Source organism: Sphingomonas sp. TX0543 (genome assembly GCF_048565505.1).
Taxonomy (GTDB): Bacteria; Pseudomonadota; Alphaproteobacteria; order Sphingomonadales; family Sphingomonadaceae; genus Sphingomonas.
On sequence record NZ_JBLZUS010000002.1, the window covers coordinates 1,629,892 to 1,649,131 of the forward strand.

Annotated in this window: 19 protein-coding genes; 12 read left to right on the forward strand and 7 right to left on the reverse strand. The window is 67.1% G+C overall.

Features of this window, described 5'->3' with window-relative positions:
• Positions 1-79 precede the first annotated feature (79 nt).
• From ACM61V_RS08435 to pobA, 7 genes are all read left to right on the forward strand, one after another.
• The gene (locus tag ACM61V_RS08435; RefSeq protein ID WP_137785904.1) at positions 80-1,255 is read left to right on the forward strand and encodes a LysR family transcriptional regulator; all 1,176 of its coding nucleotides are present in this window, start codon (positions 80-82) and stop codon (positions 1,253-1,255) included.
• 71 nt (positions 1,256-1,326) lie between these two features.
• On the forward strand, positions 1,327-2,163 hold the full coding sequence (locus ACM61V_RS08440) for an NAD(P)-dependent oxidoreductase (RefSeq protein ID WP_137785903.1): 837 nt from the start codon (positions 1,327-1,329) through the stop codon (positions 2,161-2,163).
• A complete protein-coding gene (locus ACM61V_RS08445) occupies positions 2,160-3,185 on the forward strand; it encodes an amidohydrolase family protein (RefSeq protein ID WP_137785902.1) in 1,026 nt (341 codons plus the stop codon). The genes ACM61V_RS08440 and ACM61V_RS08445 overlap by 4 nt, the downstream gene beginning before the upstream one ends.
• Complete coding sequence (ligA, locus tag ACM61V_RS08450) at positions 3,182-3,658, forward strand: protocatechuate 4,5-dioxygenase subunit alpha (RefSeq protein ID WP_137785901.1); 477 nt, start codon at positions 3,182-3,184, stop codon at positions 3,656-3,658. Before ACM61V_RS08445 ends, ligA begins: the two co-directional genes overlap by 4 nt.
• Before the next feature lies 1 nt (position 3,659).
• Positions 3,660-4,553, forward strand: coding sequence for a class III extradiol dioxygenase subunit beta (locus tag ACM61V_RS08455; protein WP_137785900.1), 894 nt, complete (start codon positions 3,660-3,662; stop codon positions 4,551-4,553).
• A gap of 113 nt (positions 4,554-4,666) precedes the next feature.
• The gene (locus ACM61V_RS08460; RefSeq protein ID WP_137785970.1) at positions 4,667-5,608 is read left to right on the forward strand and encodes a Gfo/Idh/MocA family oxidoreductase; all 942 of its coding nucleotides are present in this window, start codon (positions 4,667-4,669) and stop codon (positions 5,606-5,608) included.
• Complete coding sequence (gene pobA, locus ACM61V_RS08465) at positions 5,608-6,777, forward strand: 4-hydroxybenzoate 3-monooxygenase (protein ID WP_137785969.1); 1,170 nt, start codon at positions 5,608-5,610, stop codon at positions 6,775-6,777. Before ACM61V_RS08460 ends, pobA begins: the two co-directional genes overlap by 1 nt.
• A gap of 169 nt (positions 6,778-6,946) precedes the next feature.
• Here pobA and purU read toward each other — a convergent pair whose 3' ends face one another.
• Together purU and ACM61V_RS08475 are read right to left on the reverse strand one after the other, a co-directional pair.
• The gene (gene purU, locus ACM61V_RS08470; RefSeq protein WP_137785899.1) at positions 6,947-7,798 is read right to left on the reverse strand and encodes a formyltetrahydrofolate deformylase; all 852 of its coding nucleotides are present in this window, start codon (positions 7,796-7,798) and stop codon (positions 6,947-6,949) included.
• A gap of 18 nt (positions 7,799-7,816) precedes the next feature.
• The gene (locus ACM61V_RS08475; protein ID WP_249341450.1) at positions 7,817-8,692 is read right to left on the reverse strand and encodes a methylenetetrahydrofolate reductase; all 876 of its coding nucleotides are present in this window, start codon (positions 8,690-8,692) and stop codon (positions 7,817-7,819) included.
• 79 nt (positions 8,693-8,771) lie between these two features.
• Between ACM61V_RS08475 and ACM61V_RS08480 the strand changes: the two genes are divergently transcribed.
• Both ACM61V_RS08480 and desA read left to right on the forward strand, forming a co-directional pair.
• On the forward strand, positions 8,772-9,515 hold the full coding sequence (locus tag ACM61V_RS08480; protein ID WP_137785897.1) for an alpha/beta fold hydrolase: 744 nt from the start codon (positions 8,772-8,774) through the stop codon (positions 9,513-9,515).
• Positions 9,516-9,529: 14 nt separating this feature from the next.
• Positions 9,530-10,927, forward strand: a complete 1,398-nt coding sequence (desA, locus tag ACM61V_RS08485) for a syringate O-demethylase (RefSeq protein ID WP_137785896.1) — start codon at positions 9,530-9,532, stop codon at positions 10,925-10,927.
• 134 nt (positions 10,928-11,061) lie between these two features.
• On the opposite strand, the gene ACM61V_RS08490 is transcribed toward desA, so the two are convergent.
• The 4 genes from ACM61V_RS08490 to ACM61V_RS08505 form a co-directional block, all read right to left on the reverse strand.
• Positions 11,062-11,802 carry an IclR family transcriptional regulator gene (locus tag ACM61V_RS08490; RefSeq protein WP_249341449.1) on the reverse strand — a complete coding sequence of 247 codons (741 nt, stop codon included), beginning with the start codon at positions 11,800-11,802 and terminating at the stop codon, positions 11,062-11,064.
• A 114-nt stretch (positions 11,803-11,916) separates the two neighbouring features.
• A complete protein-coding gene (locus tag ACM61V_RS08495; protein WP_137785895.1) occupies positions 11,917-13,044 on the reverse strand; it encodes a cobalamin-independent methionine synthase II family protein in 1,128 nt (375 codons plus the stop codon).
• A gap of 77 nt (positions 13,045-13,121) precedes the next feature.
• The gene (locus ACM61V_RS08500; RefSeq protein ID WP_171007498.1) at positions 13,122-13,280 is read right to left on the reverse strand and encodes a hypothetical protein; all 159 of its coding nucleotides are present in this window, start codon (positions 13,278-13,280) and stop codon (positions 13,122-13,124) included.
• Positions 13,281-13,314: 34 nt separating this feature from the next.
• Positions 13,315-14,733 carry an aldehyde dehydrogenase family protein gene (locus tag ACM61V_RS08505; protein WP_137785967.1) on the reverse strand — a complete coding sequence of 473 codons (1,419 nt, stop codon included), beginning with the start codon at positions 14,731-14,733 and terminating at the stop codon, positions 13,315-13,317.
• 137 nt (positions 14,734-14,870) lie between these two features.
• On the opposite strand from ACM61V_RS08505, the gene ACM61V_RS08510 reads away from it, so the two are divergent.
• From ACM61V_RS08510 to ACM61V_RS08520, 3 genes are all read left to right on the forward strand, one after another.
• Complete coding sequence (locus ACM61V_RS08510) at positions 14,871-15,305, forward strand: MarR family winged helix-turn-helix transcriptional regulator (RefSeq protein ID WP_419713940.1); 435 nt, start codon at positions 14,871-14,873, stop codon at positions 15,303-15,305.
• Positions 15,306-15,405: 100 nt separating this feature from the next.
• Complete coding sequence (locus ACM61V_RS08515; RefSeq protein ID WP_171007497.1) at positions 15,406-15,984, forward strand: TonB-dependent receptor; 579 nt, start codon at positions 15,406-15,408, stop codon at positions 15,982-15,984.
• Positions 15,985-16,004: 20 nt separating this feature from the next.
• On the forward strand, positions 16,005-18,110 hold the full coding sequence (locus ACM61V_RS08520; protein ID WP_419713941.1) for an acetate--CoA ligase family protein: 2,106 nt from the start codon (positions 16,005-16,007) through the stop codon (positions 18,108-18,110).
• 156 nt (positions 18,111-18,266) lie between these two features.
• Here ACM61V_RS08520 and ACM61V_RS08525 read toward each other — a convergent pair whose 3' ends face one another.
• Positions 18,267-19,106 carry a p-hydroxycinnamoyl CoA hydratase/lyase gene (locus ACM61V_RS08525; RefSeq protein WP_137785891.1) on the reverse strand — a complete coding sequence of 280 codons (840 nt, stop codon included), beginning with the start codon at positions 19,104-19,106 and terminating at the stop codon, positions 18,267-18,269.
• Positions 19,107-19,240: the final 134 nt, after the last annotated feature.

Below are 19,240 nucleotides of genomic sequence, written 5' to 3' on the forward strand. Positions count from 1 at the left end.
CTCCGCGATGGCAGGCGGCGGCCGGCGCGGGCAATGTCGAAAAGATGACATGCCATAAGTTTTTGCTATAGGAGAATGGATGACGGACCCGTTCGACCTCAACCTGCGCCATCTGCGCGCGATACCGCTGATCGCCGAGCGGGGCAGCATGAGTGCGGCGGCGGAAGGGGTGAGCCTGTCGCAGCCGGCACTGACGCAGGGGCTCGCGAAGGTGGAGCGCCAGCTGGGTGTCGCGCTGTTTGAACGGCACCCGGACGGGATGACGACGACCGAGGAGGGGCGTGTGTTCGTCGCTCGGATCGATGCCGCCTTCGCCCAGCTGGCGCAGGCGACGCGCGGCGGCGGACGGGGCGGTCGCGGCTTCGCCCGACCGGAACGGCTGATGACGGCGACGCAATTGCGCGCCTTCCTGACGCTCGCCGACGCGGGCAGCTTCGTTGAAGGTGCGCGCGCGACCGGCTGGTCGCAGCCGGCACTGCACCGTGCGGTAAGGGAACTGGAGCAACTGGTGGCGGTGCCGCTGCTCGAAAGGCGCGGACGCGGCGTCGCGCTGACGGCACAGGGGCGGCGGCTGGCGCGGGGTGTACGGCTCGCCGCGGCGGAGGTCGCGGCCGCCATCGCCGAAACCGGCACGGGTGCGGGAGACGGAACGCCGCTGGTGATCGGTGCGATGCCGCTATCGCGCGCGCGCGTGCTGCCCAACGCCATCGCCGCGCTGATCGATGCCGCGCCCAGGGCGACGGTGAAGGTCGTCGAGGGATCGTGGCGCGAACTGGTCGAGCCGCTGCGCGATGGCGTCATCGACCTGATGATCGGCGCGGTGCGCGAGGATACGCCCGCGGGGCTGAAGCAGGTGGCGCTGTTCGAGGATCGGCTGGCGGTGATCGCGCGGCGGGAGCATCCGCTGGCCGCGGCGCCGGATCCGACGCCCGCGATGCTCGCGGCCTATCCGTGGATCGTCGGATCGCGACAGACGCCGCTGCGCGCGCAGTGGCAGGCGTTGTTTCCCGAGGCCGCGCCGGCGGCGCCGATCGAATGCGGATCGGTGATGACCATCCGCGGCATATTGTTGCACAGCGACTGCCTGACGCTGCTGTCACCGGATCAGGTCGCCCTGGAGATCCAGGCGGGGCTGCTGACGGTGATCGGACGTCCGCGCGCGGACATGGTGCGCACGATCGGCATTACCACGCGTGACCCGTGGCGTCCGACCGCGCTGCAATCCCGGTTCCTGGAGCTGCTGGGATCGGCATAATTCCAGAAAAGTGATGGCTGGTCGCCGCTTCCGATTGGCGTCGCCCGGCCCGGTCGGACGATGACGCCGGTATGGAGAGGCGACTGGCCCTTATCGGTTTCGGCGAAGCGGCGCGCGCGTTCGTGCCCGGCCTGAATGCGGCGCTGTCGGCCTATGACCTGCGCCTCGACGATGCCGGCATGCGCGATGCGATGGCGGTCGATGGCGTCGCCGCCTGCGAAACCCCGGCCGAGGCGCTCGCCGGGGCCGGCGCCGTGCTGTCGCTCGTCACCGCGGATCAGGCGTTGGCCGCCGCCGAGGCTGCGGACGGGCTGGAGCCGGGGGCCTTCTGGTTCGACATGAACAGCGTGGCGCCCGACACCAAGCGGGCCGCCGCCGCCGCCATCGAGCGTCGGGCCGGTCGCTACGTCGATGTCGCGGTGATGGCGCCGGTCATTCCGAAGCGCTGCGCGGTGCCGCTGCTGCTCGGCGGGCCTGACGCTGCGGACGGCGCGGCGATGCTGCGCGCGCTCGGCTTTTCGACCGTGGCGCTCGTCGATGGCCCGGTCGGGTCGGCGTCGGCGATCAAGATGATCCGTTCGGTAATGGTGAAGGGTATCGAGGCGCTCTCCGCCGAATGCGCGCTGGCGGCCGATGCCGCCGGGGTGCTGGACGCGTTGATCGCGTCGCTCGAGGCCAGCTGGCCGGGTGCCGGCTGGCCCGAGCGGTTCGATTACAACCTGGAGCGCATGATGGCGCACGGCACCCGCCGCGCGGCCGAGATGGAGGAAGTCACGCGGACACTCGACGCGCTCGGCACGGACGCATCGATGAGCCGCGCGACCGCCGCGCGCCAGCGGGCGATCGGCGATCGGCGCCTGGCCGCGCCGCATGGATTGACCGCGAAGCTGAAGGTGCTGACTGCATGACGCTCGTCATCGATTGCCACGGCCATTACACGACCGCGCCGGCCGCGCACAACGAGTGGCGCGAAGCACAGAAGGCGGCGTTCAAGGCGGGCGGCACCGCGCCCGCCTATCCGTCGATCGGCGAGGACGAGATCCGCGAGACGCTGGAGGCGAACCAGCTGCGCCTGTTGCGCGAACGCGGCGCCGACATGACGATCTTCTCGCCCCGCGCCTCGGCCATGGCGCCGCATGTCGGAGACGAGGGGGTGGCGATCGCGTGGGCGAGGGCCAACAACAACCTGATCGCGCGCTGCGTCGGCCTGTATCCCGAAACCTTCGCCGGCGTGTGCATGTTGCCGCAGTCGCCGAGGGCCGACATGGCCGGGTCGATAACGGAACTGCGGCGATGCGTCGAGGAATTGGGCTTCATCGGCTGCAACCTGAACCCCGATCCGGGCGGCGGCAGGTTCGAGCATCCGCCGCTGACCGACCGGTACTGGTATCCCTTCTACGAGGCGATGGTCGAGCTGGACGTGCCGGCGATGATCCACGTCTCGGGCAGCTGCAACCCGGCGATGCACGCGACCGGCGCCTATTACATCGCGGCGGACACGATCGCGTTCATGCAGCTGATCGAGGGTGATCTGTTTGCCGATTTCCCGGGCCTGCGCTTCATCATTCCGCACGGCGGCGGGTCGGTCCCCTATCACTGGGGGCGCTATCGCGGTCTTGCCGACATGCTGAAGAAGCCGGCGCTTGACGGGCATGTCATGAACAATGTGTTCTTCGACACCTGCGTCTATCATCAGCCGGGCATCGACCTGCTTGCCGACGTCATCGATACCAAGAACATCCTGTTCGGCAGCGAGATGGTGGGTGCCGTGCGCGGCATCGATCCACAGACCGGATGCTATTTCGACGATACCAAGCGCTATGTCGATGCGCTGCCGATCACCGCGGATCAGCGCCATGCGATCTACGAGGGCAATGCGCGGCGGGTTTTCCCGCGGCTGGATGCGAAACTGAAGGAGAGGGGGCTGTGACCAGTCCGAACGACACAAGGGTCGGCGATATCCACGAGTATCTCGCCGAGTTCGAGGACATTCCGGGCACCCGCGTCTTCACCGCGAAGCGCGCACGGGCGGGCTATCACATGAATCAGTTCGCCATGAGCCTGATGAAGGCGGAGAACCGCGAGCGGTTCAAGGCGGACGAGCGCGCCTACATGGACGAATGGCCGCTGTCCGACGAGCAGAAGCAGGCGCTGCTTGACCGCGACTACAACCGCTGCCTCGATCTGGGCGGCAACGTCTATTTCCTCGCCAAGCTGTTCTCGACCGACGGCATCCCGTTCGCGCAGGCGGTATCGACGATGACCGACATGAATTTCGAGGACTATACCAGGATGATGGTCGCGGGCGGGCGCAGCCCTGAGGGCGCGCGCAGCCTGAAGGCGAATGCGGCGGCGCTGGAGGCGGCCGACGCCGAGCGCGATGCGGCCAGGGAGGGTTGCTGACATGGCACGGATCACCGCGGGCGTCGCCTGCAGTCACGTTCCCCTGCTGGGCGTGGCATCCGATTTCAACAAGGACGCCGACGACTATTTCAGCCCGATCTTCGACGGGTTCGAATGGACGCGCGCATGGGAGAAGGCGGAGAAGCCGGACGTCATCGTGCTGGTCTACAACGATCATGCATCGGCGTTCGACATGAAGATCATCCCGACCTTCGCGATCGGGTGCGGCGAGCGGTACAAGCCGGCCGACGAGGGCTGGGGGCCGCGCGCGGTGCCAGAGGTGGAAGGGCATCCCGATCTTGCCTGGCACATCGCGCAGAGCCTGATCCTCGACGAATTCGACATGACCATCATCAACGAGATGGAGGTCGATCACGGCCTGACCGTGCCGCTGACGATGATGTACGGCAAGGCACAGGAATGGCCGGTGAAGGTCGTGCCGCTGGCGGTCAACGTCGTCACCTATCCCCCGCCCTCGGGCAACCGCTGCTGGGCGCTGGGCGAGGCGATCGCCCGGGCGGTGGCGGACTTCCCGGAGGATCTGAACGTCCAGGTCTGGGGCACCGGCGGCATGAGCCACCAGTTGCAGGGGCCACGCGCCGGGCTCATCAACCAGGAGTGGGACAACCGCTTCATCGACGGGCTGATCGGCGAGAGCGATCACCTGCGTCGCATCCCGCATATCGAGTATCTGCGCGAGACGGGGTCCGAAGGCATCGAGATGGTGATGTGGCTGGTGATGCGTGGCGCGATGGGCAAGGCGACGCGCGAGTTGCACCGGCATTACCACGTGCCGTGTTCGAACACCGCGATCGGCCATGTCGTGCTGCGCCCCGACAACGGCGAAGGCTATGACATGACGGGCAGCGACGTGATCGCGGCCGCGGCCGAGTAAGCAGCCTTCCTCTCCCTGAACGAGGGAAGGGGGGTGTTCGTACTGCCCGACCCGATAGCCGCCCACCCAAACAGCCCCTCCCTTTTCGGGGAGGGCGGAGATAATTTATGACGATCCGCATTGCCCTCGCCGGCGCCGGTGCCTTCGGCGAGAAGCACCTTGATGGCCTGAAGAACATCGACGGCGTCGAGGTGACGAGCCTTGTCGGTCGACGCCTGGAGCCGACGCAGGCGATCGCCGCGAAATACGGCATCGGCCATGCCTGCACCGACCTCGCCGAGACGCTGGCACGCGACGACGTCGATGCCGTGATCCTGTGCACACCGACGCAGATGCATGCGGCGCAGGCGATCCGGTGCCTGGAGGCGGGCAAGCATGTGCAGATCGAGATCCCGCTGGCGGACAGCCTGGCCGATGCGGAGGCGGTGCTCGCCAAGCAGCAGGAAACCGGGCTGGTCGCGATGGTCGGCCACACGCGGCGGTTCAACCCCAGCCACCAGTACCTTCATCGCAAGTTCGAAAGTGGCGAGGCGAGCATCCAGCAGATGGACGTGCAGACCTTCTTCTTTCGCCGCAAGAACATGAACGCGAAGGGCGAGGCACGGTCGTGGACCGATCACCTGCTGTGGCACCACGCCGCGCACACGGTCGATCTGTTCGCCTATCAGGCCGGACCGATCGTGCAGGCCAATGCGGTCCAGGGGCCGATCCACCCCGAGCTCGGCATCGCGATGGACATGTCGATCCAGCTCAAGGCGGAGAGCGGCGCGATCTGCACGCTGAGCCTGTCATTCAACAACGACGGGCCGCTCGGCACCTTCTTCCGGTACATCTGCGATACCGGCACATGGATCGCCCGCTACGACGATCTCGTCACCGGCAGGGAGGAACCGGTTAACTTGTCCGGCGTCGCCGTGTCGTCGAACGGCATCGAGTTGCAGGACCGCGAGTTCATCGCCTCGATCCGCGAAGGGCGCGAACCCAACAGCTCTGTCGCACAGGTCCTGCCGTGCTACCGCGTGCTCGACGCGCTGGACCGGCAGCTTTCGGCATGATGCGCGTTGATGTCGCGATCGTCGGGGCAGGGCCGGCGGGGCTGATGCTCGGCCATCTGCTGGCGATGGAGGGCGTGCGCGTCCAGCTGGTGGAGCGCGCGAGTGCGGCGCGTGTGGTGGAGCGTATCCGTGCCGGCGTGCTTGAGCGGACGACGACCGATCTGATGGCGCGGCTCGGACTCGATACGCGGCTGAAGGCGGAAGGTATTCCGCATGACAGCGTGGCCCTGGCCGATGGCGAGCGGCTGATCCGCATCCCGCTGACGGAGACGGTCGGCCATCACGTCACGGTATATGGCCAGACCGAGGTCACCCGCGACCTGATGGAGGCGGCCGGATCCCGGGGCGTGGCGATCGATTACGAGGCCGAGGAAGTCGCGCTCCACCATATCGAAAGCGATACGCCTTATCTGACGTACCGGGTGGATGGTGCGCCGCGGCGGATCGACGCGCGCTTCATCGTCGGCTGCGACGGATTTCACGGGCCGTCACGGCGGGCCATCCCGCAGGCGGCGCAGCGGATTTACGAGAAGGTCTATCCGTTCGGCTGGCTCGGCATCCTGGCCGACGTGCCGCCGTGCAGCGACGATCTGATCTATGCCAATCACGATCGCGGCTTCGCGCTGGCGTCGATGCGATCGCCGACGCGCAGCCGCTATTATATCCAGGTGCCGGCCGACGAGCCGCTATCCGAATGGCCGGACGATCGCTTGTGGGACGAACTCGCGGTCCGGCTCGGGCCGCAGGCGGCGGCGGGACTGGTCCGCGGGCCGGCGCTGGAGAAATCGATCGCGCCGCTGCGTTCGTTCGTTTCGGAGCCGATGCGCCACAAATCGCTCATGCTGGCCGGCGACGCTGCGCACATCGTGCCGCCGACGGGCGCGAAGGGGCTGAACCTGGCGGCGGCGGACGTGTCGGTGTGTGCCGAGGCGCTGGTGCGCTATTTCAAGCGCGGCGACAACGACGGTGTCGGCGACTATTCGCGCCGCGCGCTGGAACGCGTGTGGAAGGTCGAGCGCTTTTCGTGGCAGTTGACGACGCTGATGCACCGCTTTCCAGACCAGACACGGTTCGATCGGCAGATGCAGCTGGCCGAACTCGACTATATCGCCGGCAGCCGCGCGGCGCAGACCGCAATCGCAGAAAACTATGTGGGGCTGCCGCTGTAGTTCGGCGCGTCAGGCGATCGCCATCGGTCCGCCGCCGCCCGGCACCGGCGTCGCCGCGCGGGCGTGACGGCCGGCCCCGGCGTGCGACCGGCGGCGGTCGGCGTCGCAACGCCCGCCGCCGTCTGTCGCGACACGGCCGCAGCCATCGCGACCCCGTCGACCGGGACCGTCAGCGGAAGACGACGGTGCGCGATCCGTTGAGCAGCACACGATCCTGAAGATGGTCGGCAACCGCCTGCGCCAGGACGCGGCGTTCGATGTCGCGGCCCTTGCGCACCAGGTCGTCGGGCGTGTCGGCATGGCTGATCGGCTCGACATCCTGCGCGATGATCGGGCCTTCGTCGAGGTCGGCGGTGACGTAATGGGCCGTGGCCCCGATCATCTTCACGCCGCGGTCGTGCGCCTGGTGATAGGGCTTCGCGCCCTTGAATCCGGGCAGGAAACTGTGATGGATGTTGATGCAGCGGCCCGACAGGAAGGCGGCGAGGTCGTCCGACAGGATCTGCATATAGCGCGCCAGCACGACGAGATCGGCGCCCGTCTCCGTGACGATCCGCTTGATCGCGGCCTCCTGCTGCGGCTTCGTCTCCTTCGTGACGGGCAAATGGTGATAGGGGATGTCGCCCACCATCGTCGTGTTCAGCGCGGACAGGGGGTGGTTGGACACGATGCCGACGACATGCATCGGCAGTTCGCCGATGCGGCGGCGGTAGAGCAGGTCGCCGAGGCAGTGATCGAACTTCGACACCATCAGCAGCACGCGCTGGCGCGTACCGGTGGCGCGCACCGACCAGATCGCGCCCATTGCCGTGGCGACGGGGGCGAAGGCGGCGGCGATGGCCGCGGCATCGCCATCGGCCATGCGGAACACGACGCGCATGAAGAAGCGGCCGGTGCCGCTGTCGTCGAACTGCTGCGCCTCGGTGATGTTGCCACCGCGTGTCGCGATGAACTGTGCGACCTGCGCGACCAGGCCGGCCCGGTCGTCGCACGACAGGCGTAATACGTAGCTGTTCTCCATGGCTCTCCCTTGATGCCGTTATCGGCGCGCGGCGGCGCTGCGGGCGTCGATCCACTCGACCGTGCGCGCCAGGCCGCCGAACGGATAGAAATGCAGCCGAACCGGGCCGTGCGCTGGCGTCAGCCCAGCCTCCAGCGCGTCGACCAGCTTGTCTGGCCCGGCCGTTCCCAGAAGTTTCGTCACTGACACACCGTATTTCGTCATCACCGACGCCGTCGCCCCGACGCCGCAATGGGCGGCGAAGCGCAGCAGCGTCTTGATCCCCGCCGGCCCGGGCACGCCGATGCGGACCGGTGCGTCGATGCCCTGCGCGCGCAACTCGACCAGCCAATCGAGGAACGGCTGCGCATCGAAGCCGAACTGCGTCACGATCAGCGGCGCCATGCCGCGTTCCCCGATCGCGTCGCACTTGCGGTGCAGCCACGACCACCGCGCCCGCGCGTCCATCGCGGGGTGGCTTTCAGGATGGCCGGCAACGCCGATCGCGCGGATGCCGTTCGTTTCGAACAGGCCGGTTTCGAGCAGCGACATGGTGTCCGGGAACGGACCTGCCGGCACCGGCGGGTCGCCCGCGACCAGGAAGAAGCGGCGCGCGCCCGCCTCCGCCGTCGTCCGCTGCACGATCGCCGCCAGCTCGTTGGGCGACTCGATCCGCCGGGCGGACAGGTGCGGCATCGGCTCGAAACCCAGATCGCGCACCGCGACCGCCGCCGCGATGCGGGCGTCCATCGTCTCTCCGGGAAGAAAGGTGATCGCGACGGGCGTGTCGGCGGCGATGTTCGGCGCCGCATCGATCAGCGCGGGCACGTCTTTCGCTGTGATTTCCAGCGAATAGCCCTCCGTAAAGTGCAGCGGCGCGCGCTGCCATGCGGGATGGATGGCCGATGCGTTCACGCAAACCTCTCCTCGTGCGACGCCCTGGAAGTGCATTTGCTCTAGCAGTTGGTTTGAATTCCGTATAGGTGAAAGCTTCATGAGTGCGAATGAATCTATCGTGGAGAGCGACGGCGGCCCGATCCTGGTGCTGCCCGGCCTCATGTGCGATTTCTCGATGTTCGCCGATCTCGCCGATCGCGTGCCTGCGCTGGTCGCGGTGCCTGACTATGGCGCGTGCGACGCGATCGGCGCGATGGCCGATCATGTCCTCGCGGATGCTCCCGCCACGTTCGGACTGTTCGGTCATTCGATGGGCGCCCGTGTCGCGCTGGAGGTTTACCGCCGCGTGCCGGACCGCGTCACGCGGCTGGCTCTGGTCAGTACCGGCGTCCACCCCGTGCAGCCCGGCGAGGCGTACAAGCGATATGCGCTGGGCGACCTCGGCCACACGTCGGGCATGGCCGCGCTCGTCGACAGCTGGCTGCCGCCGATGGTGGCGGCCGGCGCGCGGAACGACACCGATCTGATGGGGCGGCTGCGCGCGATGTGCGTTGGCGCCGGGCTGGATCGATATCGTGGGCAGGTGCGCGCGCTGCTGGCGCGGCCGGAGGTCAAGACGCTGCTGCCTGGCATCACCTGCCCCGTGCTGGTCGCGTGCGGCGACGCCGATCTCTGGAGCCCGCCTGACCAGCATCGTGCGATCGCCGCCGCCATACCCGGCGCGCGACTCGCGATCGTGCCGGGCGCCGGCCACATGCTTCCCGCCGAAGCGCCGGAGGCGCTGTCGGCGATCCTGCGCGACTGGATTACCGCCACCACCCCCATTCGATCCCAAGCTTGAGAAGGAGAGGCTTCATGACCGACCAGACGTTGCAGCAACTGCTCGACCAGAGCGGTGATACCGTGGCCTTCCTGCGCAACCAGCAGGTTGGGCCGAATGCCTATCCCGGCGTGCCGGCCGAATATTCGAACTGGCGGTCCGAGCAGAAGGCGTGGCAGGAAACGGCCGTGCTGTTCAACCAGTCGTACCACATGGTCGATCTCGGCGTCGAAGGCCCGGATGCCTTCGCGATGCTCAACCATCTCGGCATCAACAGCTTCAAGGGCTTCGTACCCGATCGCGCGAAGCAGTTCGTGCCGGTGACGCCCGAGGGGTATGTGATCGGCGACGTCATCCTGTTCTACCTGGCCGAGAACAGTTTCAACCTCGTCGGCCGCGCGCCGGCGATTGAATGGGTCGAATATCACGCCGCGACCGGCGACTGGAACGTCACCGTGTCGCGCGACGAGCGGACGGCCGTGCGCCCGGACCCGGAGAACCGCCGCCACTACCGCTTCCAGCTGCAGGGCCCGAACGCCATGAAGGTGCTGGAGCGCGCAATGGGCCGGACGCCGCCCGATCTGAAGTTCTTCCACATGACGACGCTGGATATCGGCGGCAGGCAGGTGCGTGCACTGCGTCACGGGATGGCGGGCCAACCGGGCTATGAGCTGTTCGGCCCGTGGGCGGAGGGCGAGGATGTGCGCCAGTCGCTGATCGCCGCGGGCAAGGACTTCGGGCTGACGCTGGTCGGCGGGCGGACCTATTCGTCGAACACGCTGGAATCGGGCTGGATCCCGTCGCCGCTGCCCGCGACCTATTCCGGCGAGGGCTCGAAGGCATACCGTGAGTGGCAGAGCGCCAACAGCTATGAAGGCAAGGCGTCGATCGGCGGCAGCTACGTCCCCGACAGCATCGACGGCTATTACCTCACGCCATGGGATCTGGGCTACGGCCCGTTCGTGAAGTTCGACCACGACTTTATCGGCCGCGAGGCGCTGGAGCGCATGGCGGGGCAGCCGCACCGCAAGAAGGTGACGCTGGCGCTAGACAACGAGGACGTCGTTCGCGTCATCAGTTCGCAGTTCACCAAGGGCGAGCGCGCAAAATACTTCGAATTTCCGAGCGCGGTGTACGCGATGCACCCGTACGACCAGGTGCTGAAGGACGGCAAGCCGGTCGGGATCTCGACATGGGTCGGCTACAGCGCGAACGAAGGCCGGATGCTGACGCTGGCAATGGTGGATGCGGACGTGGCGGAGCCCGGCACCGAAGTGACGTTGCTGTGGGGCGAGCCTGACGGCGGTACGAACAAGCCGACGGTCGAGAAGCACGTCCAGATCGAGATCAAGGCCGTAGTCGCGCCGACGCCCTATTCGGAGGTCGCACGTGACAGTTACGCGGAGAGCTGGCGGACGCGTCAGCCGGCGTGAGGTGATGGGGCGGTTCCGAAGGGGGCCGCGCCGCCGACGCGCTCCCGCGCGGGCGGGAACCTGGGGTCACGGGCGACAGCCTCTCTGGCTCCGGGCTATCGTCCGCGCGGGAGCGCGAGCATTTCAGACGACGGCTATTCCGCCTCCAGCAAGGCGGCCGTCCGTCGCAGCAGTTCCGCCGCGCGATCCGCCATTCTGCGATCGTAGCGGACGATGGGGATCGCCAGGCTGAATGCGCCGATCACCTTGCCGCCCGCGACGACCGCGCGGCTGATGCCGTGGATGCCGGGCGTATGTTCCTCATGCGTGTGGGCGATGCCGGTGCGACGGATCTCGGCGATCTCGCGACGCAGCGCGTCGGCATCGGTAATCGTCGCCGGGGTGTAGGCGGGACGATCGGTTTCCGCGAGGTAGGTGTCGACCTGATCGTCCGGCAGGGCGGCGAGGATCGCCTTGCCCGCGGCGAACCCATGCATCGGGGTCATCGTGCCCATGCTGACCGCGTAGCGTAGCGCATGTTCGCTGGTTTCGGTCACCATCGCTTCGACCTGCCAGTCGCGCGGCACGAAGAATGAGGCGGTTTCGCCCAGCGCCACGCGCAGCGAGCGGACCAGCGGCGCGACCCGTTCGGCGAGCGAGAAGCTGCGATCCTCCGCCTGCAATCGCGCCAGGCCGGCGCCGGCGGTGTAGCGCCGCCCGTCGCGGGCCAGATAGCGGCGATCGACCAGCGTGTTAAGCAGGTAGGACAGGCTGCTGACCGGGATCGACAATGCGGTCGCGATTTCCCCCGCGACGACGGGGCGCTCACTTGCCACGACATATTCGATGATGTCGAGCGTGCGCATGGCGGATTTGACGGGCGGGGTGTCAGCCATCGATCAGGCTATAGCGGATAGGGGCGGACGTGCCAGTCCGATTGTCGTGTTCCCGCACGGACAGAAGGTGATCGCCGCAGGCGCCGGTGCTCCCGCCGCGGGATCACGGGCGCGTCATAGACGCGAATCCGCCAGGTCGGCGCCTTCGCGCAGGTTTGCGAGCTTCTTCCACGCGACGGCGGGATCGATCTTGCCATAGCCGGCGAAGGTGCCGAAGCCGCAGTCGGTGCTGCCGATGACGCGGTCCTTGCCGACGATGCCCGCGAAGCGCTCGATCCGTTGCGCGATCAGTTCGGGATGCTCGAGATAGTTGGAGCAACTGTCGATCAGCCCCGGCGCCAGGATTTTGTCGTCGGGCACGCTCGCGTCGCGCCAGACGATCCATTCGTGCTCATGCCGCGGGTTGGCCGCTTCGAACAGGATCGTCGCTGGCCGCGCCTTCAGGACGATCTGGATGATCCGCTCCAGCGGGATGTCGTGGTCGTGCGGCCCCTCGTAATTCCCCCAGCAGACGTGCATCCTGAGCTTGTCTGGGGGCAGGTTGGCGGTGGCGGCGTTCAACGCTTCGACGTTCGCCTCGATCACCTTCAGGAAATCGTCCTCCGCCATGTCCTGATACCCGGTGTGGCGCGACATGGCGAGGTCGGGGCAATCGAGCTGCAGGTCGAAACCGGCCGCGACGATCGCCTCGTATTCCGGCGTCATCGCGGTGACGAGGTCCGCGAGATAGGCCTCGTGGCTTGGATAGAAAGCGTTCTTCTGGAACGCGGTGATCAGGCCAGGCGAGGCGGCGTTCATGAAGGCGCGCACGGCGTTGCCATTATCGTTCAGCGCCGTCTGGAATCGGCGGATGTCGTCGTGGAGCGGGGCGAGCGTGACCAGCCTTACCGCGTCGATGCATGAGGCGCGGACGAAATCCTGCGACCCCATCATGTGCGCGAGCTTTGCGCGCAGGTCGGGCAGGGGGGCAAGGTCCCTTGCCGGCATCCGGTCGGTATGTCCGCCGAAGCCAGACAGCCGCTCGATCATGTAGGTCGAATAGCCGACCTTGCCGAGTTCGCCATCGCTGACGACCGTGACGCCCGCCGCGACCTGATTGGAGACGGCTTGCGTGACGGCCGCCTGAACCACGGTGTCGAATGCCTCGGCGTCGTAGGGCTCGCCCTTGTCGCGCGCCAGCAGGAGCGGGGTAAGCTCTGGGCCGCGCGGCAGGCTGCCGACATGCGTCGTCGCGATGGTCATGATGGCCCTATCCGAAAAGCGTCGTTCGTATCGGCGTAGCAATCACGCATGTGAACGACAAGGTCGGCCTGCTCACATCATGGCACCACCAGCACCGGCGTGATGAGCGCTCCGCTCTCGGAATCCGCGATGGCGCAGGCGGCATCGGCGCGTGGGCACGCGCCCGCGAGTGCGAGCGTAGATTGCGCCAGCAGTTGCGGCGCCGTGCCGGGGGCAGGGAAAGAGAACGGCTCCATCGCCGCTGCCCCCCGTCGCTCCGCCTCGTCAGACCTACGCGTCTTCCAGCGCGACGGCGTTGATGATGTGCGCCTGCGTATATTCGTGCAGCCCGGCTTCGCCCAGTTCCCCGCCCAGGCCGGATTGCTTCGTCCCGCGGAACGGGATGTTCGCGTCGATCGCGAGATACTGGTTCACCCAGACGGTGCCGGTGTCGATCCGCTTGGCGATCTCGGTCGCGCGGGCGACGTCCTTGCCCCAGATCGTGCCGCCAAGGCCGTATTCACTGTCGTTCGCGCGGGCAACGACGTCGTCGATGTCATCGTATTTCAGCACCGGCAGGACCGGGCCGAACTGTTCCTCGCGCACCAGGGGCGCGTCGTCATCCAGATCGCGGACGATCGTCGGCGGGATGAAATAGCCCGGCCGGTCGAGCGGCTCGCCTCCGGCCAGCACGGTGCCGCGGCCTTTCGCATCTGCCAGCAAGGCGCGGACCTTCTCGAACTGCATCCGGTTCTGGATCGGTCCGATGGTCGTGCCCTGCTTGGATCCGTCGTCGACGACCGCAGCCTTGGCGAGCTTTGCCAACTCGTCGCAGAATTCGTCGTACATCGATGACGGGACGTAGGCCCGCTTGATCGCCACGCAGATCTGCCCCGCGTTGGTCATGGCGCCGCCATAGACCTTTTTCGCAACGGCGCGCGGATCGACGTCGTCGAGGACGATCGCCGCATCGTTGCCGCCCAGTTCGAGTGTGACGCGCTTAACCCCTTCCGATGCGCTCGCCATCACCTTCTTGCCGGTCGCCGTGGAGCCGGTGAAGGCGACCTTTGCGACGTCTGGATGACCGCTAAGTTGCGCCCCAAGGTCGTTCTGGTCGCAGATGACGTTGACGACGCCCGGCGGCAGGATGTCAGCGCACAGTTCGCCGAACAGCAGCGTCGTGAGCGGGGTGGTCGGTGCGGGCTTTATGACCATCGTATTGCCGGTCACCAGGGCCGGGCCTGCCTTGTTCATCACGAGGATGACCGGGAAGTTCCACGGCGTGATGGCCGCGACCACGCCGAGCGGGGTGCGGTGCTCGATCACGGTCTGGCCGGGGTGGCCGGGCAATTCGCGTGGTTCGATCCGCATCGCGGTGAAGGCGCGCAGCGTGAAGACGCTGCCCATGATCTCGTTCATGGCTTGGTCGATGGGCTTGCCCTGTTCGGCGGTCAGCAGGCTGGCGAATTCACCGGCGCGCGCCTCCAGCGCGTCGGCCAGCTTGCCGACGAGCGCCGCACGATCCTCTATCGAGCGGGCGGCCCAGGCGGGAAACGCCCGCTTGGCGGCGGCCACCGCATCATCGAGGATTGCCGAATCGGCGCGCGGGCATTTGGCGAAGGGCTCGCCAGTCGCCGGGTTCGTGACGTCGAACGTGCCGCTGCCGGAAATCAGGGTGCCGTCCACTACCATGCGATATTCGCGATCCACCACCACCACTCTCCATCAATAGGGTCGATGCCGACCCGGTCTGTCGCCGGCGGCTCTCGACACTATAAGGCGATCGTGTCGATACCGCTCACGGCATATTGTGTTCCAGGCGTACAATCTTTGCAAGATGGTGAATGATGAAGTCCGATCCCGTTCTCGATCATCTGTTGGGATATCGGTTAAAGCGTGTGGCGATCGCGACCGATCAGGAGGCGCGGGGCGTACTGGAGCCGTTTGGCGTTACGCCGGCACGCCTGACGACGCTGCTGCTCGTCCGAACGAATCCGGGCTGCGACCAGACCGCGCTCGGCCGTGCGCTGTCGATTAACCGATCCAGCGCGATGAAACTGGTCAACGTGCTGAGCGAGCGCGGGCTGATCGAGCGTCGCCCTGGCCGCGATGCCCGCACCAACGCGCTGTACCTGACTAAAGAGGGCGGCGCGCGCCTGGACGAGATGGTCGCCGCGATCGAGCGATCAGACCAGGCGCTTGCCGACCGCCTGACGGCGGACGAACAGGCGGAGCTCGCCCGACTGCTCGACAAGCTGGTGTCGCAAACTACGGGCGATTGAAGCGACGACCAGCGAGATCAAAACAGCATTTGCAATATTGTTTGCCTAGGATACAATAACCCTCGGCGGCCGGCAGAGTTGCGACGTGGAGGAGGCCATGATGAGGCAGGGGGTATACGCATACGCTGCCGCCAGCGCGCTGGCATCGCTCATGGTCGCAGGCCAGGCGCTGGCGCAGACGGCGCACGCGACCACCGTCGAAGGTCCGCCGGACGCCGCGGTACCGGCCGGGCCGGTGGCCTGGTTCGATGCCAAGCTGTCGTTCGGCTGGCCGGATGCGAAGTATGACGAGGTTGGGGCCGGGCTGGCGCCGAGGCGGACCCTGCCGATCACGCTGGCATCGCGGTTCGCGAAGGCGCCCGAGTGGACGGTCCGCACCGGCGCCGAGGTGCGCCACAACTTTTCCGGCGGCGGTCGGGCGGCGTTCGGCGTCGACTGTACGCGGTACAGCCGCATCTTCCACGACGTCGCTAATTCGCCGATCATCGCCGACGACGGCTATCGCCTGTTGAACGCGCGGGTGAACTATACGCTGCCGAACGATCAAGTGACGCTGTCGCTGTTCGGCACCGACCTGACGAAGACGCTCTATCTCGTTTCCGGCAACGTCTTGCCCGCCTTCGGCGTGGCAGAGGCGAGCTATGGCCGTTCGCGCGAATGGGGTGTGAGTGCCGCCTAGAAGTTCTGATGGAGAGCCGATTGACCGACGCCGCCCCACCGCTTGCCCTCGACCGCCTCTTGCGTCCGCGATCGGTCGCCATCGTCGGTGCGTCCGACAAGCCGGGGTCGTTGGGGGCGTCGGTCCTCGCCAACCTGCTGCGGGACGGATATGACGGGGACATCTACCTGGTGAACCCGAAACGCGCGGAGATCGGCGGCCGGGCGTGCGTCGCAACCGTCGACGACCTGCCGCAGGGCGTTGACGCCGCAGTGCTCGCGATCCCCCGTGCGGGGGTGCTCGAAGCCGTGCGCGGGCTTGCTGCGCGCGGGGCTGGGTCTGCGGTCATTTTCTCCGCGGGCTTTGCCGAGGACGGGGCGGAGGGTCTGGCCGAACAGCAGGAGATCGCCCGTATCGCCCGGGCGAGCGGGATGGTGATCGAGGGGCCAAACTGCCTCGGGCTGGTCAATTTCGCCGACGGGATCGCGCTGTCCTTCGTCGAGATGCCCAGGGTGACCGCGATCGGCGTTCCGCGCGTCGGCATTGTGTCGCAATCGGGCGCGATGGCGGCGGTGCTTGCGACGACGATGATCGCGCGGCAGGTGCCGCTGGGTGCCTTCGTTTCCACGGGGAACGAGGCCGCGAGCGGGATCGAGGATTATCTGGCGCACATGGCTGCCGATCCCGGGACGACGGTGATCGGCCTGATCGCGGAGCACATTCGCCGGCCGCGCGCGTTCCTGTCTGCCGCACGGGCCGCACGGGCAGCCGGCAAGACGGTCGTGCTGCTGCATCCGGGTTCCAGCGAGGCAGGCAGGGCAAGCGCCGCGACCCATACCGGCGCGCTCGCGGGCGACCACGACGTCATGCGCGCGCATGTCGCGGCGGCGGGCGTCCTGCTGGTCGATACGCTGGAGGCGCTGGGCGACGTCGTCGAGATCGCGCTGCGCTGCCCCGGCATCACGGCTCGCGCGGTCGGGATGGTCGCGGAATCGGGCGCGTACAAGGCGCTGACCCTCGACCTTTCCGAGCGTGTCGGGCTGGCGCTGCCGGTGTTGACGGATGCCGATAGCCCCGCCCTGCGCGCGGCTATCCCGCCGTTCGTTCCGGTCAGCAACCCGGTGGACGTGACCGCGCAAGGTCTGGTCGATCCGTCGCTCTACGGCCGGACCATCTCGGCGCTGGCGGGCGACGTGCGCATCGATTCGATCATCGTTACGCTGATCCAGACCGATACGCACACGTCACACGTCAAGTTCGCCGCCGTCGCCGAGGCGGTGGAGATGCTGGGCACTGCCAAGCCGCTGATCGTCGCCGGTGTGGACGAGGGCGGCGGGGTGTTACCCGAAGACATCGCCGCCCTGCGCGCGGCGGGTGTCCCCTACCTGCCGACGGCCGAGCGGGTGGTACGCGCGCTGGCGGCGATCGGCGCGGGATTGGATGTGGTCGATGGCGCCTCTGCCATGGCCACCGGACTGACAGATGTGCAACCGGGCGCGACCATTCCAGAATACCGGTCGAAGGCGTTGCTGGGCGCGCACGGCATCGCCTTTCCACCGCACGACCTCGCGACTTCGATCGCCGGTGCTACAGCCGTTGCGAACCGGCTGGGCTATCCAGTCGTATTGAAGGCGCAGGCGGCGGCGCTGTCGCACAAAAGCGACGCTGGCGGCGTCATCGTCGGAATCGCTGACGACGCTGCCCTGGCTGCGGCCTGGGAGCGTATGCACCGCGATGTCGCGAGCGCACGCCCAGGGCTGGTGCTCGATGGCCTGCTGGTGGAAAAAATGGGCGCGCGCGGGGTCGAGTTGATCCTCGGCGCGCGCAACGATCCCGAATGGGGCGCGACGGTCCTCGTCGGGTTTGGCGGCGTGGCGGCCGAATTGCTGGAGGATGTCGTCCTCCTGCCGCCCGGCCTGTCGATCGAGGCCATCGAGGCGCGGATCGATACCCTGCGGATGGCGCCGCTGCTGCGCGGGTTCAGGGGTGCGGTGCCGGCCGATGTGCGCGCGGTTGCCGTCATGGCGCAGCGGCTCGGGGCAATCGTCGCGGCGACCCCGAACATCCGGGAGGTCGACCTGAACCCGGTGATCGCTCTGCCCGAGGGGCAGGGAGCGGTCGCGTTGGATGCGCTGATCTCAGGATGAGGCGAAGCTCGTCACGGCACGCGAGGTAAAGTCCCGCGTTAGTCGCGCGGGTTCATGTTGGCCGGATGATGGCTGCGGCGGGAAATGGACGGCTGCAGCGGGTTGGGGGGGCACTGAACCCACCCCCCCTTTTCCGTTATCGTGGGGATGGAGCGCTCAGCGTCCCGCCTTGCTCTTGTCGTACGCACCAAGCCCGGGCTTGTAGCTTTTCTCGTCGATGAACTGGCGGATGCCTTCCCGGCGGCCGTCGGTCTTGTCGTGAAAATTCGCAGCTTCCTGCATCCGCACCAGATAGTCCTCAGCCTCGTCATAGGTCATGGTCTTGACGCGGCGGACGGCGTCCTTCGCAAACTTCAGCGCGACCGGGTTCTTGTCGAGCAGCTTCGCCGCGACCTCCCGCACCCGAGCCTCCAGCGCGGCAAGCGGGACGCTTTCGTTGACCAGCCGCATCGTCGCAGCCTGCTGGCCATCGATCAGGTCGCCGGTCAGCGTCAGCCACATTGCGTCGCGCATCGGCAGCAGGTCGACGACGACCTTCGTGACGCCGCCGCCGGGCAGGATGCCCCAGTTGATTTCGCTCAGGCCGAATTTGGCTTCGTCAGCGCAGATCGCCAGATCGCAGGCGAACAGCGGACCGAAGCCGCCGCCGAAGCACCAGCCGTTCACCATCGCGATCGTCGGCTTCTGGAACCAGCGCAGGCGGCGAAACCATCCGTAGCTCTCCCGCTGCGACTTGCGCACGCCGCGCAGACCCTGCGCCTCGGTTTCGCGGAAATACTCCTTCAGATCCATACCAGCCGACCAGGCCGTTCCTTCACCTCCAAGCACCAGCACGCCGACATCGTCGCGGAACTCGATCTCGTCCAGCACGTCCATCATCCGGCGGTTGAGCGTGGGGCTCATGGCGTTGCGCTTTTCCGGTCGTGCGAAATTGACCCAGGCAATCCCGTCCGCGATCCGGACCGAGACGACGTCCTGCTCCTCACCCTGTGTCATGCATCCTCCTTGAATGTATCCTAGGGATACAATAACGAGCCGTCGAAAAAATGCAAGAGGTGCCCGGTCGGCGAATTTGGCGATTGCGGGGGCTTTCCGAAACAGATATTCCATCAATCAGCGGAAATATTCGC

Bases quoted from the DNA above. Each gene is read 5' to 3' on its own strand.
- ACM61V_RS08440 (WP_137785903.1), top strand. From the start codon at position 1,327: ATGGAGAGGCGACTGGCCCTTATCGGTTTCGGCGAAGCGGCGCGCGCG.
- ACM61V_RS08495 (WP_137785895.1), bottom strand. From the start codon at position 13,044: ATGACCATCGCGACGACGCATGTCGGCAGCCTGCCGCGCGGCCCAGAG.
- ACM61V_RS08515 (WP_171007497.1), top strand. From the start codon at position 15,406: ATGAGGCAGGGGGTATACGCATACGCTGCCGCCAGCGCGCTGGCATCG.
- ACM61V_RS08435 (WP_137785904.1), top strand. From the start codon at position 80: ATGACGGACCCGTTCGACCTCAACCTGCGCCATCTGCGCGCGATACCG.
- ACM61V_RS08490 (WP_249341449.1), bottom strand. From the start codon at position 11,802: ATGGCTGACACCCCGCCCGTCAAATCCGCCATGCGCACGCTCGACATC.
- ACM61V_RS08510 (WP_419713940.1), top strand. From the start codon at position 14,871: ATGAAGTCCGATCCCGTTCTCGATCATCTGTTGGGATATCGGTTAAAG.
- pobA (WP_137785969.1), top strand. From the start codon at position 5,608: ATGCGCGTTGATGTCGCGATCGTCGGGGCAGGGCCGGCGGGGCTGATG.
- ACM61V_RS08500 (WP_171007498.1), bottom strand. From the start codon at position 13,280: ATGGAGCCGTTCTCTTTCCCTGCCCCCGGCACGGCGCCGCAACTGCTG.
- purU (WP_137785899.1), bottom strand. From the start codon at position 7,798: ATGGAGAACAGCTACGTATTACGCCTGTCGTGCGACGACCGGGCCGGC.
- ACM61V_RS08445 (WP_137785902.1), top strand. From the start codon at position 2,160: ATGACGCTCGTCATCGATTGCCACGGCCATTACACGACCGCGCCGGCC.
- ACM61V_RS08455 (WP_137785900.1), top strand. From the start codon at position 3,660: ATGGCACGGATCACCGCGGGCGTCGCCTGCAGTCACGTTCCCCTGCTG.
- desA (WP_137785896.1), top strand. From the start codon at position 9,530: ATGACCGACCAGACGTTGCAGCAACTGCTCGACCAGAGCGGTGATACC.
- ACM61V_RS08480 (WP_137785897.1), top strand. From the start codon at position 8,772: ATGAGTGCGAATGAATCTATCGTGGAGAGCGACGGCGGCCCGATCCTG.
- ACM61V_RS08525 (WP_137785891.1), bottom strand. From the start codon at position 19,106: ATGACACAGGGTGAGGAGCAGGACGTCGTCTCGGTCCGGATCGCGGAC.